This is a genomic window from Halorussus sp. MSC15.2, assembly GCF_010747475.1.
In the GTDB taxonomy this organism is placed as follows: domain Archaea; phylum Halobacteriota; class Halobacteria; order Halobacteriales; family Haladaptataceae; genus Halorussus.
Genome location: NZ_VSLZ01000001.1, coordinates 304,090 through 318,375 on the forward strand (window position 1 = coordinate 304,090; position 14,286 = coordinate 318,375).

A 14,286-nucleotide genomic window follows, 5' to 3' on the forward strand; every position below is an offset into this window, starting at 1 on the left:
GTCGCTAGTCGTCCGCGGGAATCGGCTCTTCCTCGCGCTCGCTCTCCTCGGCCTCCGATTCCTCGCTGTCAGAAACGCCGCTCTCGGGCGCTTCCGTGGTCGGCGCCTCCGGTTCGGTGTCTGCGGCCGGGCGTTCGGTTTCGACCGCTGGACGTTCGGTTTCGACCGCTGGACGCTCCGGTCGGTCGGCGGCGTCGCCCTCGTCGGTCGCGAGGAACGCGGCGAGTCGTTCCTTGGCGCGCACGGTCCACGCGGTCCTCTCGCGTTCGCGCTCCTCCTCGGATTCGCTGACTCTACTGGACGTTCGTGACCAGTCGCCGCGCCTATGACACATGGTACTACCCCGCACGGAAAAGCGGTCGCGAACGAGTTAACGATTTTCGACGCGCGGCGATACGTCGGCGGCGAAAGAAGACGCGGTACGGTGGTTCTACCGCTCGGTGCCGTGGTCTCTCGTCCCTACTGGAACCGTTCGAGCAGGGCGACCACCCCGCGGACGACGACCAGCGGGAGCGCGAACGTCAGGCCGATGGCGGCGACCCAACCGCCGAGCAGCAGCGGGACCGGCATCGGCAGGAGGGCCGCGACGGTGGCGAACGTCACCCCGGTCAGCAGCGCCGACGCGACCAGCGCCAGCAGGGTGGCGACGGGGAGCGCGAAGCGAGTGACTCCCGAGGCGATGCGCCCGCGTCGAGTCCGGGACGCGGGTCCGGTCCGTCGGATTCGAGTGTTTAGTTTCATCGGTCTTTCCTCACGTGTAGATAGGCGCCCCGACCCCAAAAGTGTAATCTGAATAATATTTCTGTAGTCGGCGTTACTGGAATGCGGTTCTGTAGGGATATTGTCACTTCTATGGTCCGATTCCTCGATTCCGGAGTAACTGAGAGTCGGAGAAAGCGTTCGAGAGCCTGCCTCGGGTCGGTAGGTGGACACCACTCTCGGAGACACCTCTGAGAGTGTCACGAGAGCGAAAGAACGACAATCGTCGCTCGGGCACGATTCGGCATGGACGACACGGTGTCTTCGAACCGGGGACTCGACCCGCTCCTCGGTTCGTTCGCGTTCGCTATCGGAACCCTCCTCGCGCTCTACGGCGGTACCGCGTTCGCGGCCCACGTCTACCGCCACGCCGTCGCATTCGACCGTCTCGCGTTCGCCGACGCGTTCGTTCCCGCACTCGTGTTCGTCGTGGGCGTCTCCGTCGCGTTCGGTGCGTTCGTCGGGGTTCTCCTGCACGTACTGCAGACTTAGGCCCGCGGGTCCCGGTCCGGTCCCGGATACTCGCCGCCCTCCACCGCTTCGTACAGCGACTCGGCGTCGAACAGCGCCGCGAACCCCTCGGGCGTCTTGACGCTCACGTTCAGGCGCGACCCGAAGGTCGCGCTGGCCTCCGCGCCGCGGAGTTGCTCGTCGTAACTCAGCAGGTGCGCGGCGCGCCCGCGGTACGCGCTCGCCAGCGCCGGGTGGTCGCCCTCCGGGTGTTCGACCCCGACTCGCAGGTCCTCGATTCGCTCGCGCCACGCCGCGGCGAGGTCCTCGTCCGCGAGGTCCCGAATCACGGACTCGGCGTCGTCGAGCAGGGCGTCACTGGCGACCAGTTCGACCCACGTGTGGCCCCGAATCTCGTCCATCGCCTCGCGCGCCGCGCCGGCCGCGAGCAGGTCGGCGACCAGCACGTCGGCGTCCGCGACGATTCGGGCCGGGTTCGTCTCGGGCGTCTCAGCCATCTACGCCCTCCCGGTTCGCGCCGTCGCTCGCTCGTTCCCGATGCGCGGCGAGACGCTCCCGTATCGTCTCCGCGTCGGTTTCGTACGTCTCGGCGCGCTCGAAGAGGTCGGCCCAGTTCATGCCCGGCAGTCGGGGGCGGGCGGTGAAAAGTCCTCCTTACGCGGGTCGTGACGCGATGGAGTCAGCGGCGCGCCTCCCGCTACGAGTCGTCGTGGGCGTAGGTCATCCGCACGAGTTCCTCGGTGCCGCCCTCGGGGACCTCCATCTCGCGGTCGTACACCTCGAAGCCGACCGACTCGTAGAACGGGACCAGTCCGTCCCGGCAGAGCAGCGAGAGACCCGGAACCGACTGGAGGTCGGGGTAGTCCACGAGCGCGTCCATCAGGGTCTCGCCCAAGCCCTCGCCGCGGCGGTCGGCGGCCACGACGACGTCGAAGACCGTCGCGTAATAGGTGTAGTCGGTCAGCACCCGCCCCGCGGCCGCGAGGTGGCCGTCGTCGAAGACCCCGAGGGCGACCTCCGTCTCGGCCAGTGCATCGCGGACGTCTCCGACCTCGCGGTCTTCCCACCACTCGTACTCCCCGTAGAGTACGGTCAGTTCCGGTGCGTCCTCCGGCGCGAGTTCACGGACTTCCGTCATCTGCCGAATCGTGTGATTCCCGACAAAAAAAGTGGTATCGGTAGTGTGTCACCGAGTAGCAGGAAAAATCGTCGTCCGGCGTACGCCTATTCGCCGAACGCGTTCGTCTCGATGGTATCGGTGTAGCTCATCGAGTCGAGTTCGACCGTGAACTGCTGGCCGCCGTACTCGACTACGGCGTAGTACGACACCGACAGTTCGGACCGCTCGCCGCCTTCGAGGTGGCCGACCCACCACTTCGGTATCTGGTCGTTGTCGAGGTACGCCTTCGTGTCGATGCTACGGGTCGTCTGGCCCGGCACCGTCGTGCCGACGTGGCTCTCGTTGTCCGCCAGCACCACGTCGTTCGCTTTCACCTCGTAGCCGAACTTCACGACGGTCAGCGGTCGGGAGCGCTCGTTGGTGATTTCGCCGGAGACCACCATGGGCGTTCGGTCCATCGTCGGGTCGCCCCACTGCGAACTCATGTCGTGGAGCGTGGCGACTTTGCGACCCTGGACGGTGACCTCCTCGTCGCCGCCCGAGAACCCGCCGAGCATGTCCGTCTCGAAGGTCCGGTTCTGCGCGGGGAGTCCGACCGGTAGTTCGGCGAAGCCGAGGTCCGCGAGCGCGCGGCCCTCCGTCCGCAGGGCGGTGCGCTCGCCGTTCTCGACGTGACTGACCCACCACTGCTGGATGGTCCGGTCGCTCACGTCACCACCGAATTCGAGTTCGTTGCGGCCCGGCGCGAGCGTCGATTGCGTGCGGTCCTCGAACAGCGTCACGTCGTTGAGCGACACCCGGTACTTCGCGTCGAGCGCCACGTCGGCCAGCGTCGAGTTCGCGTCGTTGGGGTTGTTCACGACGACGGTGTTGGAGAACCGGGTCCCCGAGTCGGTCGCCGACCAGTCGCGCTCGACCGACTCCACGACCGGCGGTTCGAAGCCGAACCCGTTCGCGCTCTCGACCGTCCGCGTGTTCGTCTCCCCGCCAGCGAGGATGTCCGTCTCGAAGATGACGCGCTGGCTGAGGAACGGAAGCGGGACGCGCCGGGTCCCGTCGTCGGTCTGCTCTATTGCGAACACCGACACGTCGAGGGTCGTCGTCTCGTCGTTTCTGATGTGGCTGACCCACCACTCGTCCAACTTCCGGTTGTCGAGCGACGAGTTGATGTCGATGGTGCCCGTCGAGTTCGCGGCGATTTCGACGCTCCCGTTCGTGGTCCCCTCCGCGACCGTCACGTCGTTCATCGACACCTCGTAGCCGAGTTTCGAGAACGTGACCGGTGCGCCGTTGGGGTTGCGGACCGTCCCGGAGAACCGGAGCGGCGTCCGGTTCGCGGTGGCCTGACCCCACGAGGCGTCGGTCCCCACGACGGTCAGCAGCGTCCGGTCGCCGACCGTCACCGACTGGTTCGCGTCGCTGTCGAACGACGAGAGCATGTCGGTCTCGAACGTCCGGTCGCGCGACGGCAGACTCTTCGAGAGGAAGGCGGCCTCTACCGACGGTCGGACCGAGACGGTCGTCTTCTCGCCGTTGTTGATGTGGCTGGCCCACCACGCCGGTATCTTCTCGTTGTCGATGTGAGTCCGGAGCGTCACCTCGTTGCGGCCGGGCGACAGCGAGAGACCGCCGCTCGACCCCGACGCCACCGTCACGTCGTTCATCGCCACGTCGTAGGAGACGCCCGCCACGCCGGGGACGCCGACTCCGTTGGGATTGTTGACGACGATGTCGGTCCGGATGCCGGTTCGCTCCTGTGAGACCTCGCCCCACTCGTTCTCGACCGATTCGACGGTCGGCGGTTCGGGACTCACAACGCCGGTCGAGACGGCCGCGCCGACTCCGGCGGCGGAGACGACCAGTCCGACCGCGAAGACAGCCGCTATCTTCCCGAGCGTACCACCCACGATACTCACAGTACCACCCCGCGTCGCTGTTCGCGTGCCATGGGATGGGGTTTCGAACCAACACCTAAGTAATTTTCTTGCAGAGAGGACGGCAGAACTGCCAACATTCGAAGGTATTCCTCCGGTAACGTGGCCACTTCGAAGCGGTCGTTCGCTCAGCGTGACACAGAGAGTACTCGCACGACGCGTCGACGCGTTCACCGGAAAACAGACACGGAGGTTACTCCGACAGCACGGCGACTCGGTCGCGGGGGAGCGCGACCCCGACCTCGCCGGTCTCTGGCGGGGCCGCGGCGTAGGCGTCGAGTCGCTGACCCGCGACGTCGAGCGCGAGGCGACACCGGCCGTCCTCCCGCAGGACCCGTTCGACCGGCGCGGAGAAGTCCGGATTCCCGGGGTTTAGTTCGACGTGTTCCGGACGGACCGCGAGGTGGGTCGCTCCGTCGGCGTCGCCGAACCGCAGGCCGCCGCCGTCCCCGGGGACTGCCAGCGTCCCGGCGTCGAGTTCGAGGCAGTTCGCGCCCGTGAACCGCGCGACGAACGACAACTCGGGTCGCTCGAAGACGGCCTCGGGCGTGCCGGTCTGGACGATTCGCCCGTCGCGGATGACCGCCACGCGGTCGGCGATGGCCCGCGCCGTGGTCCGGTTGTGCGTGACGTACATCGCGGTCTCGTCGGCCAGCACGTCGGCCAGCACCTCCCGGAGCGTCTGGCGGGTCGGCACGTCGAGCGCCGAGAGCGGTTCGTCCAGCAGGAAGGCGTCGGGGCGGACCGCCAAGGCCCGCGCCAGCGCGACGCGTTGGGCCTCCCCGCCAGAGAGCGTCGGCGGGTAGCGGTCGGCGAGGTCCGCCACGCCGAACTCCGCGAGCAGGTCGTCGGGGTCGCGGGTCTCGTGGTACCTCTCGCCGAAAGCGACGTTCTCCCGGACCGTCATGTGGGGGAACAGCGCGTAGTCCTGAAAGACGAACCCGAGACCGCGGTCCTCCGGCGGCGCGTCGGTGAGGTCCCGGCCCGCGAGGGCGACCCGGCCCTCGTGGTCGTGGAACCCCGCGACGGTTTCGAGCAGGAGGCTCTTGCCCGACCCGCTCGGCCCGAGGACGACCAGCGTCTCGCCGTCGGCGACCGAGAGGTCGGCGGTCACCTCGAAGCGGGCCGCGCCCTCCGCGGTGAAGGCCGCGGACACATCGACGTCGAGGCTCACGCTCGACCACCTCCGGCGCTCGCTCGTCTTCCGGTCGCTCCGGCGGCCGCCCGTCTCGCGCTCGCTCGTCGTTCGGTCGTTCCGCTCACGGCCACCCTCCGTCGTCGTAGGCGACTGTTCGCACGAGCAGGAAGACGACCGCCGAGAGCGCCAGCAGGAGGGTGGCGACCGCGCCCGACCGGTCGAGTCCGGCCGAGAGGTAGGTGTTGTAGATGAAGACGGGGGCGTGCTGGGCGCTGAGGCTCCGGCCCTCGGGGAGGTAGAAGAACTCGACGCTGTAGGCGACGATGGCCACCGCGCCGAACTCCGAGACGGCCCGCGCCCACGCCAGCACCCCGCCGGTCAGGACGCCCCGCCACGCCAACGGGGCGGACACGCGCCGGAACGTCTCGAAGCGGTTCGCGCCGAGGGTCCGGGCCGCCCACTCGACGCGGGTGGGGACCGACTCGAACGCCTCGCGCGCCGCGTTCACCGCGAAGGGTGCCGAGACGAACGTCATGGCGAGCACCATCCCGAGCATCGTCTGGAGGACGGTGAACTCGAAGGTGAACTCGACGACCGGAATCGTGAATTTCACGCCGCCGAACGCGCCGCCCTTTCCGAACCCGAAGAGGATGGCGAGACCGGCGACGCTGTGGGGGACGACCAGCGGGAGGTCCACCAGACTCTCGACCAACTGCTGTCCGGGGAACCCCCGCGCGAGGACCAGCGCGAGCGGTACCCCGAGCGCGACGCTGGCTATCGCGGCGAGCAGCGGTGCGTACACCGAGAGGTAGAGCGCCCGCTGGACCGCGGGGTCGGCGGCCATCTCGGCGACCAGCGCGGGGTCCTGCCGGGCGACCAGCATCAGCAGGGGCAGGCCGAGCGCGACCAGCAGGGTGGTCCCGAGCGTGGCCGCGAGGACGCCGAACGCGCCCCGGTTCCGGTAGGCCGCGATGGCTCCGGCCGAGAGGACCGCGAACCCGGCGTACGCCCCGGGGTAGCCGACCGCCAGCGCGGCCGCGAACGCGACGAGTTGGACCGACACGACCGCGAGGACTGCGGTCCCGGTGCCGACTCGCGGCGCTGGCGTCCCCGCGGCGGTCCTCGCGGAACTCCGATTCTCGGCGTCTGTGCTCACGGTTTCACAGTTGGAGCGGTCCCACTGAAGCTTTTGCTTCCGCGTGCCGGGCCACGCGGTCGGGCACGTCGCCGTCCTTCGTGACGACCGCGGGTTGCTTCGGGATGAGACCGTTGTCCTTCAGAATCTTCCGGCCCGGTTCGGTTATCATGTACTCGACCCACTGCGCGCCCCGGGCGGGCGCCTCGGCCACGCTCGGCACGGTGATGCCGTACGCGATTGGCGCGCCGACGTACTCGGTGCCGCCCGCGTTCACCGTCGCCTTCGCGTAGTGCTTCGCGTACTTCTGGCTCAGTTTCGAGAGGTCCACGTGGGGCTGGAGGTCCACGTACGGCATCCCCGACTGAGTGGCGATGGACCGGTAGTAGAGGGCGTAGTCGAGTTTGCCGGACTTCAACTGGCCCTCCAGTTTGGTCTCGGTCCCGGTCGGGACGGTCATGTTGTCCCGTATCTTCTGGAAGGTCTGGTCGTCGTAGAGGCGATTTCCGTCCAACTGCTCCTTTCCCAACTGCATCGCCATGACCGCGCGGTAGCCGCCGGGGTCGATGGCCGGGTCGCTGTGGCCCACCGTCACGTCGTCGCGCGAGAGGATTTCCCACCAGTTGTCCGGGCCGATTTCGTCGGCACCGGGCGAGTCCTCGCGGTACTGGAGCGACATCGCGTTGGTGGCGAAGACGGCGTACCAACTGCCGTAGTCGGGCACCACGCGGTCCCGGATGAGCCGGAAGTCCGAGACGCCCAGTACGTCGGCTTTCCGGCCCTGTGCGGTGATTTTCTTCGTGGACGCGACCGACCCCTTCGCCTCTCGATTCACCGTCACGCCGTACTCATCCTCGAACTTCGGTTCGGCCGCACTGAACGGCGGCGCGAGACTTCCGGCGTGGAAGACGGTCATCGAGTCGGCGAGCGGCGTCGCGGTGTCGTCGGCCTCCTCGGTGGTCACCGCTTCGTCGGTCTCGGTCCCGGCGTCGGTGGTCGTCTCGTCCGTCGCTGTCCCGTCGGACGACTGGCCGCCGATACACCCGGCGAGTCCCCCGAGTCCGACCGCGCCGAGCGCGCCGGTCGCCTTCAGCAGGGCGCGCCGAGAGCGTTGTTCCCTCATAGACACAACCCCGTTCTATCGCCCGAGACATAACGGTTTTGCTCCCCCGCACCGTCGGTCGCGGTATGGACGCCGGATTCGAGGCCCACCTCCGGGCCGACGGGGTGGAGTTCGACGCCGCGGACGCCGAACTCCTCAGGGCGGTGGACGACGAGGGGTCACTCAACCGGGCGGCCGACGCCCTCGGGCGGTCGTACTCCCGCGCCCACCAGCGACTCACCGCGCTGGAAGACGCGCTGGGTCCGCTCGTCGCGCGCCAGCGCGGCGGGTCGGGCGGCGGCGGGAGCGAACTCACCGACGAGGCCCGGGACCTGCTGGCCCGGTTCGAGCGCCTCCGCGCGGAGTTCACCGGCACGGCGGAGGTAGAGGAGACGGTGCTGTCGGGACGGGTGGTCTCGCGGGAGGGCGAACTCGCCACGGTCGAGACCGACGCCGGGCGGGTCCGGGCGCTGGCCCCGTCGGCCGACGAGGTGCAGGTCGCCGTCCGGGCCGACGCGGTGACGCTCAACGCGCCCGACGACGCGCCGCCCGAGGAGGCCACGAGCGCCCGGAACCGCTTCGCCGGGACCGTCGCGGCTATCGACGCCGGGGAGCAGGTCGCGCGCGTCCTCGTGGACGTGGGCGCGGACGCTCCGCTCGCGGCGCTGGTCACGATGTCGAGCGTCGAAAAACTCGACCTGCGCGAGGGGTCGGCGGTCGTGGCGTCGTTCAAGGCGACCGCGACCAGAGCGAGTCCGCGCGAGGTGTAGTCGCTTGCCGAGTCGAGTTTCCCTCGCCCGTACACTGCCCCTACGCCGCGGAAGGGACGTCCTACGACCGCGGCCGGGCATATTTGTCGGCCAATACTAAAGCTAACCGCGACGGAACTCGACGACATGTCTCCGGCTAACGACGACGGCCCGTCGGTCCTCGTTCCGACGGGCGTCGCGCCGTACAGTTACCCGTGTCTGCGGTCGCTCGGTCGGCGCGGCGTCCACACCGTCGCGGCGTCGGAACACGACCACGTCCCCGTGTTCGCCTCGCGGTTCTGCGACGAGACGGCCGCGCTCCCGTCGCCCGACGACGACCTGCTAGCGTACAAGGACGCGCTGGTGGGTCTCGCGGCGCGCGAGGACGTGGAGACCGTGATTCCCGTCAGGGAGTACGACGCCTACCTGCTCTCGAAGTACCGCGACGAGTTCACCGACTACGTCTCGCTCGAAGTGCCCGACATCGACACGCTAGCGCGGGTTCACGACCGGGTAGAACTCGCCGCCGCCGCGGAGGCCGCGGACGTGCCGGTGCCCGAGACCCGGGCGTTCGACGACGTCGAGGACTGGAGCGGCGAGCGCATCCTCAAGTCCCGGTACAACCTGCTGGCCGACCAGTACGTCGAGACGCACGCGCCGAGCGAGGCCGAGGAGGTGAACGACGTCACGCACGTCCGGCCCGGCGAGAGCCCCGACCGCGAGCAACTGCTGGCCGAGATGAACCACGCGCCAATCGTGCAGGAGTTCGTCCCGTCGAGCGACGAGTACATGTTCGCGGCGCTGTACGACCGCGGCGAACCGGTCGCCACGTTCCAGCACCGCCAGATTCGGGGGAACTCCTACACCGGCGGCGGCGGGGTCTACCGGGAATCGACGTACGACCCGGAACTCGAACGGGTGGCCCGCGACCTCCTCGGCGAACTCGACTGGCACGGACTGGCCTGCATCGAGTACATGGAACACGCCGAGACCGGCGAGTACTACCTGACCGAAATCAACCCCCGGATGTGGCAGTCGCTCCCCTCGACGGTGCAGGCGGGCGCGGACTTCCCCTACTACTACTGGCTCCAGTCGCAGGGGCGGGAGGACGAAATCGACCCCGACTTCGAACTCGGCGTGGGGAGCCACCTGCTGTACGGCGAACTGGGTTACGTCGCCAGCGTCCTCCGCGACGACTCGCCATTGGTGGAGCGCCCGACGCTCCGCGAGACGGCGTGGGAGATAGGCGAGTCGGTGGTCCGCCAGCCAAAGTTCGACTTCCTCCGTTTCGACGACCCGCGGCCGTTCGTCAGCGGCGTCGTCCAGACGCTCTCGAAGGGCGACTGAACCGGAGGACGTTCTGCGGCGAGTACGCTTCCGAGAAGAAATCTACCGCCGGATTACGGCGTGACGTCGTCTATCAGGTCCGCGATTTCGGTTCGCACGTCCTCGTCGACCGGCCGATGGGGTTTGCGGGGATACCCCGCGGACACGCCGCGCTCGGCCATCGCGGCCTTCGCGCCGGGCACGCCGTACTTCGACGTGACCGCCCGGTTGAGTTCGACCAGTTCGGCGTTGAGTTGGCGGGCCGCCTCGTCCTCGCCCGCGATGTGGAGTTGGTAGATTTCGCTGGCGCGCTCGGGCGCGACGTTCGCCAGTCCCAGAATTCCGCCGTCAGCACCCGCGTCGAGGGCGTGAGCGTAGACGCTCCCGCTCCCGACCAGCAGGTCGAACGACGCGTCCTCGGTCAGTCGGCGCTCGCGCTGGAGGGTCTCGACGTCGCCGCTGGAATCCTTCATCCCGGCCACGTTGTCGTGGTCGGCGAGTCGGCCCACCACCTCCGGCGAGAGTTTCACGTCGGTGTAGGCCGGGACGCTGTAGAGGTAGACCGGAATTTGACTCTCGTCGGCCACCTCGCGGTAGTACGCCTCCATCGCCTCGTCGTCGTGACTGTAGTAGAACGGTGTCACCACGAGCGCGGCGTCCGCGCCCACCTCGGCCGCGAGGTCGGTCTGGCGGAGCGTCTCGGCCAGTCCGGGGTGGCCCGTCCCTGCCATCACCGGAACGTCGGCCTCGTCGGCCACTATCTCGACCACGCGGGCGCGCTCCTCGACGCCCATCAGTTCGGCCTCGCTGTTCGACCCGCAGGGCACGATGAAGTCCACGCCGCCGTCCTGCACCCACCTGACGAGTTCGCGGAGTCGCTCGGCGTCGAGTTCCCCGTCCTCGTCGAAGGGCGTAATCAGCGGCACGCCGGTTCCGTCCATACGTCCCGTCTCGGTCCGGCCGACCTTGAAGGTAGGCGACCCGGCAAGTGAACCGACGCGGTCATCGGCCGACCGGCGCGATGCGGTTTCCGCCCGGGGTCGCGACTCCCCGAGCGGGCGTCGCAGTTCTGGCGGGATTCGGCCGACGTCCGTCTGACGCACTTTTAAGTTAGTCCCGTTCACACCGCCGACTGGGCGCGCGTCGAAGGCCTCTCTCCCCCATCCTCCCACACCGCGCGCCCGGCACACCACCACACCCTCTCCCACTCCCCCTTCGGCGTTCCCCCGACGAGCCTCGGGTTCTCCTCCGCCCTCGCTCGTCGCGTTCGGACCTGCGAACGACCACCCCATTCGCTAGTAACCACTACTTACGTCATCCTTAGGCGGTGGCTGTCGGCCGCCGGTCACGCGAAGACCGCACGTACAGTCGGCCCAGACTGCACATAACAAAGTCCCAGTCCGCCAAAGAAGGAACTGCGCCCGACGGCTCGGGCGCGAAGCGTGCAGCAGTCTCCCGGTCGGCATCCCGACGACGCCGGAGGCTCTGGCGGCGAGTTGGCTTCTCGCCACAGTGTCACCAATCCTCCCACGAAAGTTCTCGTTTCGGGGTGCCAACCACTGACCCCGCGCTACCCACTGCCCTCCCGGTCCGCTTTTTACCGGACCTTCCTCTCGTTCCGCGCGTTCCTCGTTCGCTTCGAGTCCCGACTCTCGCTCCCTCGGTTACCGATTCTACGAACCAAACTCCGGACCCCCGATTACTCGGCGGGTTCGGCTGCTTCGCCTTGGAGGAGTCGGCGCACCTCCGAGAGCGCGGTCTGGTCGGCGATGACGGCGAGTTGGTCGCCGACTTCGATGGTCGCGTTCGGCAGCGGAATCGTCATCTGCTCGTGTTCCCTGCCGTGAGCGTAGATGCGTGCGTTCTCGGGGAGTTCCACCGTACTGACCTGCTGGCTGACGACCGGCGACTCGTCGGGGACGACGACGGTAGTCAACTGGAGTTGCTCGGTCAGGTCCGCGATGACGTTGAAGTTACCGCCGAGCAGCGCCGTCTTCGCACCCGCCGCGCCGAGTCGCTCGGGGTAGACCACCTCGTCCACATCGTCGGCGAACTTGTGGTAGATGTCCTCGCGGTAGTCCTCGTCGATGCGCAGGACGGTCCGACACCCGTGGTGCTTGCCTATCATGCACGCCGCGAAGTTGACGTTGAGGTCGCCGGTCAACCCGCCGATGGCGTCGGCGGTCTCGGGGTCGGTCTGCTCGATTATCTCCTCGCTGGTCCCGTCTCCTTCGACGACCATGAACCCCTCGTCCCGGGCGCGGTCGGCCTTCTCCGTGTCGTTCTCGACGACCGTCACCTCGTGGCCCTCCTCCTGTAGGATGCGGGCGGTTCGCAGGCCGACTCTTCCTGCACCCACGATAACAAGCCTCATGGATAGACGTACTCCGAGCGGAAACAAAAGGTTTCGCGTCGAGATGGTCGGGCGAAGCGGTCGCTCGGGAGGCGGTCGTTCGTCAGTTCCGCGAACCGCGGCGGCCGGTTCGACTCCCCGGAAATCGGCGGTCAGTACGAGACGTTACCGTCGAGCAGGTCCGAAACCGTCTGGCGCACGACCTCCGTCCCGGCGAGCGGTTTGGTGAGGTACGTGTCGCAGTCGAGGTCCCCGGACCGTTCGTCCGCGGAGACGATTGCGACCCGGCAGTCGTAGCCGTCCTCCCGAATCTCTTCGAGGAGTTCGTCACCGGAGACGTCGGGGAGGCGGCGGTCGAGTAGCACCACGTCGATTCCCTCGTGGAGCGACTCCCGGGCCTCCGCTCCGGTGTACGCGGTCAGAACCTCGTACCGTTCGGGGAGCGCGCGAGCGAACCCGTCCGCGAGCGGTCGATTGTCGTCTACGATCAGTACGGTCGGCGATTCGGTTCGAGGGATATCTATAGACACCAACGTCTCCCTACTGTCCCCGTGGTGGTCCAACTATAACGATGGTGCAGTTCGTTGCAGACAGTTGCAGTTCGTTTCACGCCGCTGAACCGTCCCGCGCCGTGGAAGTCGAACGGCTTATGTTCGTATCCGGACGAATCCCACTCGATGGTCCGCGACCCGCTCGCGACCGAGGACTCCCCGGAACTTCAACCCGTCCTCGACGCCTTGGACGACCCCGAATGCCGACGCATCGTCCGCCAACTCGACGAACCCATGACAGCAAGCGAAATTTCCACTCAGTGTGACATCCCGACCTCGACCACGTACCGGAAGCTAGAGCGACTCACCGACGCGTCGATTCTCTCGGAGAAGACCGCTATCAGGACCGACGGTCACCACACCTCCGAGTACTCGCTGGCGTTCGAGGAGGTCTCGGTGTACCTCGACGAGGGCCGCCAGTTCGAGGTGTCCATCTCCCGCCCGACGCAGTCGGCCGAAGAGCAACTCGCGGGCCTCTGGGCCGAGGTCCGCAAGGAGACCTGAGATGGTTCACGTCACCTCCACCGTCGTCGCGCTCAAGACGATAACGCTCGTGCTGGGCGGTCTCATCACCTACTTCGCGTTCAAGGCGTACCGCCGGACCGGGGCCGCCGCGCTCAGGGCGCTGGCGCTCGGATTCGGTACCGTCACGCTCGGGTCGCTGCTCGCGGGCGTCGTGGACCGCCTGCTCGTCACCACCGGGTCGGTGGCGCTCGTGGTCGAGAGCGCGCTGACCGCGGTCGGGTTCGCGATAATCCTCTACTCGCTGTACGCCGAATGAGGGTCGTCGGGCCGCTTCGGCGCTCTATCTGACTGCCTCGCGCTCGGCCTCGACTTTCTCGGCGTAGGCGCTCGCTATCCGGTCGAGAATCGCCTCTCCGGCCTCCGAAGTCGCCTCCCGCGGGTCGCCGAGGACCCCGTTCTCGGTGATGGCCTCGAACCCCTCGCTCAGTAGCCGAGACGTCGAGACGTCTCCCTCGTGGCCCACCTCCAGTTCGTCGGTTCGGACCAGACCCTCCTCGACCGCCAGCACGACGGCGGTCTCGACGGCCCCCGCGTGAACGACTGGTTCCTCGTACTCGACGCCCGCCGCTCGAAGCCCCTCGTTCTGTAACGCCATGAGTTCGTCCAAGTCGGCGAGCGCGACCACGTTCGCGTCGATTTCCCGCGCGATTTCGGGTGCGACCGTCTCGACCGGCGCGAAGTTCCCGCCGTGAGTCGGGACGAGGACGACATGTTCGAAGCCGTGTTCGTCGAGCGACCGGCAGTACGACCGAATCAGGTCCATCAGGGTCTCGGGCGGAATCGTGATGGTGCCGGGGAACTCCATGTGGTGGCCCGAACACCCCGGCCGAATCGTCGGCGCGGCCAGCGCGTCGCCGAGTTCCTCGGCGATTCGCCGGGCGAGTTCGTCGCCTGCGAGCGCGTCCATAACCAGCGGGAGGTGCGGCCCGTGTTGCTCGACCGCCCCGACCGCCACCACCGCAGTTCTGGTCCCGTCTTCGAGCGCCGCCTCGATTTCGGGCCACGTGCAGTCGGCCAACGCTACCGGACGGTGCTCGGTATCGGACTCTCTTCCTGTCATACTATCGTCGTGTGTCCCGGGGGAGAAAAATCCTCGCTCCGCCTCGACGACGTTCAGAAAGTC

The 14,286-nt window shown here is 67.8% G+C and carries 18 protein-coding genes; 5 read left to right on the forward strand and 13 right to left on the reverse strand.

Annotated elements, in window-relative coordinates; genetic code table 11:
- Positions 1–4: 4 nt before the first annotated feature.
- Positions 5–334, reverse strand: a complete 330-nt coding sequence (locus FXF75_RS01550) for a hypothetical protein (RefSeq protein ID WP_163519807.1) — start codon at positions 332–334, stop codon at positions 5–7.
- Between the two features lie 125 nt (positions 335–459).
- The gene (locus tag FXF75_RS01555; RefSeq protein WP_163519808.1) at positions 460–741 is read right to left on the reverse strand and encodes a hypothetical protein; all 282 of its coding nucleotides are present in this window, start codon (positions 739–741) and stop codon (positions 460–462) included.
- A 264-nt stretch (positions 742–1,005) separates the two neighbouring features.
- Between FXF75_RS01555 and FXF75_RS01560 the strand changes: the two genes are divergently transcribed.
- On the forward strand, positions 1,006–1,251 hold the full coding sequence (locus FXF75_RS01560; RefSeq protein ID WP_163519809.1) for a hypothetical protein: 246 nt from the start codon (positions 1,006–1,008) through the stop codon (positions 1,249–1,251).
- Here FXF75_RS01560 and FXF75_RS01565 read toward each other — a convergent pair.
- The 7 genes from FXF75_RS01565 to FXF75_RS01590 all read right to left on the reverse strand — a co-directional run bounded on the left by FXF75_RS01565 (position 1,248) and on the right by FXF75_RS01590 (position 7,680).
- The gene (locus FXF75_RS01565) at positions 1,248–1,727 is read right to left on the reverse strand and encodes a hypothetical protein (protein ID WP_163519810.1); all 480 of its coding nucleotides are present in this window, start codon (positions 1,725–1,727) and stop codon (positions 1,248–1,250) included. The genes FXF75_RS01560 and FXF75_RS01565 overlap by 4 nt on opposite strands.
- Positions 1,720–1,848: a hypothetical protein gene (locus tag FXF75_RS22990; RefSeq protein ID WP_275897372.1), complete on the reverse strand. Its 129-nt coding sequence runs from the start codon at positions 1,846–1,848 to the stop codon at positions 1,720–1,722. The genes FXF75_RS01565 and FXF75_RS22990 overlap by 8 nt, the downstream gene beginning before the upstream one ends.
- A gap of 79 nt (positions 1,849–1,927) precedes the next feature.
- On the reverse strand, positions 1,928–2,368 hold the full coding sequence (locus tag FXF75_RS01570) for a GNAT family N-acetyltransferase (protein WP_163519811.1): 441 nt from the start codon (positions 2,366–2,368) through the stop codon (positions 1,928–1,930).
- Positions 2,369–2,454: 86 nt separating this feature from the next.
- Entirely contained in the window at positions 2,455–4,257 is a 1,803-nt protein-coding gene (locus tag FXF75_RS01575) for an LEA type 2 family protein (protein ID WP_163519812.1), read from the reverse strand.
- 220 nt (positions 4,258–4,477) lie between these two features.
- On the reverse strand, positions 4,478–5,458 hold the full coding sequence (locus FXF75_RS01580; RefSeq protein ID WP_163519813.1) for an ABC transporter ATP-binding protein: 981 nt from the start codon (positions 5,456–5,458) through the stop codon (positions 4,478–4,480).
- A gap of 85 nt (positions 5,459–5,543) precedes the next feature.
- Positions 5,544–6,578, reverse strand: a complete 1,035-nt coding sequence (locus FXF75_RS01585) for an ABC transporter permease (protein ID WP_163519814.1) — start codon at positions 6,576–6,578, stop codon at positions 5,544–5,546.
- 4 nt (positions 6,579–6,582) lie between these two features.
- Positions 6,583–7,680 (reverse strand): extracellular solute-binding protein, encoded by a 1,098-nt coding sequence (locus tag FXF75_RS01590; protein WP_163519815.1) that lies wholly within the window; start codon positions 7,678–7,680, stop codon positions 6,583–6,585.
- A 65-nt stretch (positions 7,681–7,745) separates the two neighbouring features.
- Here FXF75_RS01590 and FXF75_RS01595 point away from each other — a divergent pair, with 65 nt between their 5' ends.
- Positions 7,746–8,429, forward strand: a complete 684-nt coding sequence (locus FXF75_RS01595; RefSeq protein WP_163519816.1) for a TOBE domain-containing protein — start codon at positions 7,746–7,748, stop codon at positions 8,427–8,429.
- 126 nt (positions 8,430–8,555) lie between these two features.
- Positions 8,556–9,755 carry a carboxylate--amine ligase gene (locus tag FXF75_RS01600; protein ID WP_163519817.1) on the forward strand — a complete coding sequence of 400 codons (1,200 nt, stop codon included), beginning with the start codon at positions 8,556–8,558 and terminating at the stop codon, positions 9,753–9,755.
- Between the two features lie 53 nt (positions 9,756–9,808).
- Here the strand turns inward: FXF75_RS01600 and FXF75_RS01605 are convergent, their stop codons facing one another.
- From FXF75_RS01605 to FXF75_RS01615, 3 genes are all read right to left on the reverse strand, one after another.
- Positions 9,809–10,675, reverse strand: a complete 867-nt coding sequence (locus tag FXF75_RS01605; protein WP_163519818.1) for a dihydrodipicolinate synthase family protein — start codon at positions 10,673–10,675, stop codon at positions 9,809–9,811.
- 758 nt (positions 10,676–11,433) lie between these two features.
- Positions 11,434–12,108, reverse strand: coding sequence for a TrkA family potassium uptake protein (locus FXF75_RS01610; RefSeq protein ID WP_163519819.1), 675 nt, complete (start codon positions 12,106–12,108; stop codon positions 11,434–11,436).
- Positions 12,109–12,239: 131 nt separating this feature from the next.
- Positions 12,240–12,617: a response regulator transcription factor gene (locus tag FXF75_RS01615; protein ID WP_163519820.1), complete on the reverse strand. Its 378-nt coding sequence runs from the start codon at positions 12,615–12,617 to the stop codon at positions 12,240–12,242.
- 147 nt (positions 12,618–12,764) lie between these two features.
- On the opposite strand from FXF75_RS01615, the gene FXF75_RS01620 reads away from it, so the two are divergent.
- Together FXF75_RS01620 and FXF75_RS01625 are read left to right on the forward strand one after the other, a co-directional pair.
- The gene (locus FXF75_RS01620) at positions 12,765–13,142 is read left to right on the forward strand and encodes a helix-turn-helix domain-containing protein (RefSeq protein WP_163519821.1); all 378 of its coding nucleotides are present in this window, start codon (positions 12,765–12,767) and stop codon (positions 13,140–13,142) included.
- Position 13,143: 1 nt separating this feature from the next.
- The gene (locus FXF75_RS01625) at positions 13,144–13,419 is read left to right on the forward strand and encodes a hypothetical protein (protein ID WP_163519822.1); all 276 of its coding nucleotides are present in this window, start codon (positions 13,144–13,146) and stop codon (positions 13,417–13,419) included.
- Positions 13,420–13,443: 24 nt separating this feature from the next.
- Here the strand turns inward: FXF75_RS01625 and FXF75_RS01630 are convergent, their stop codons facing one another.
- Complete coding sequence (locus FXF75_RS01630) at positions 13,444–14,223, reverse strand: creatininase family protein (protein WP_163519823.1); 780 nt, start codon at positions 14,221–14,223, stop codon at positions 13,444–13,446.
- Positions 14,224–14,286 lie beyond the last annotated feature (63 nt).

What these genes read in the sequence shown, in the direction of transcription:
- FXF75_RS01620 (WP_163519821.1), top strand. Translation starts at nt 12,765, where the DNA reads ATGGTCCGCGACCCGCTCGCGACCGAGGACTCCCCGGAACTTCAACCC.
- FXF75_RS01570 (WP_163519811.1), bottom strand. Translation starts at nt 2,368, where the DNA reads ATGACGGAAGTCCGTGAACTCGCGCCGGAGGACGCACCGGAACTGACC.
- FXF75_RS01610 (WP_163519819.1), bottom strand. Translation starts at nt 12,108, where the DNA reads ATGAGGCTTGTTATCGTGGGTGCAGGAAGAGTCGGCCTGCGAACCGCC.
- FXF75_RS01595 (WP_163519816.1), top strand. Translation starts at nt 7,746, where the DNA reads ATGGACGCCGGATTCGAGGCCCACCTCCGGGCCGACGGGGTGGAGTTC.
- FXF75_RS01630 (WP_163519823.1), bottom strand. Translation starts at nt 14,223, where the DNA reads ATGACAGGAAGAGAGTCCGATACCGAGCACCGTCCGGTAGCGTTGGCC.
- FXF75_RS01565 (WP_163519810.1), bottom strand. Translation starts at nt 1,727, where the DNA reads ATGGCTGAGACGCCCGAGACGAACCCGGCCCGAATCGTCGCGGACGCC.
- FXF75_RS01550 (WP_163519807.1), bottom strand. Translation starts at nt 334, where the DNA reads ATGTGTCATAGGCGCGGCGACTGGTCACGAACGTCCAGTAGAGTCAGC.
- FXF75_RS01560 (WP_163519809.1), top strand. Translation starts at nt 1,006, where the DNA reads ATGGACGACACGGTGTCTTCGAACCGGGGACTCGACCCGCTCCTCGGT.
- FXF75_RS01555 (WP_163519808.1), bottom strand. Translation starts at nt 741, where the DNA reads ATGAAACTAAACACTCGAATCCGACGGACCGGACCCGCGTCCCGGACT.
- FXF75_RS01600 (WP_163519817.1), top strand. Translation starts at nt 8,556, where the DNA reads ATGTCTCCGGCTAACGACGACGGCCCGTCGGTCCTCGTTCCGACGGGC.
- FXF75_RS01605 (WP_163519818.1), bottom strand. Translation starts at nt 10,675, where the DNA reads ATGGACGGAACCGGCGTGCCGCTGATTACGCCCTTCGACGAGGACGGG.
- FXF75_RS01625 (WP_163519822.1), top strand. Translation starts at nt 13,144, where the DNA reads ATGGTTCACGTCACCTCCACCGTCGTCGCGCTCAAGACGATAACGCTC.
- FXF75_RS01590 (WP_163519815.1), bottom strand. Translation starts at nt 7,680, where the DNA reads ATGAGGGAACAACGCTCTCGGCGCGCCCTGCTGAAGGCGACCGGCGCG.
- FXF75_RS22990 (WP_275897372.1), bottom strand. Translation starts at nt 1,848, where the DNA reads ATGAACTGGGCCGACCTCTTCGAGCGCGCCGAGACGTACGAAACCGAC.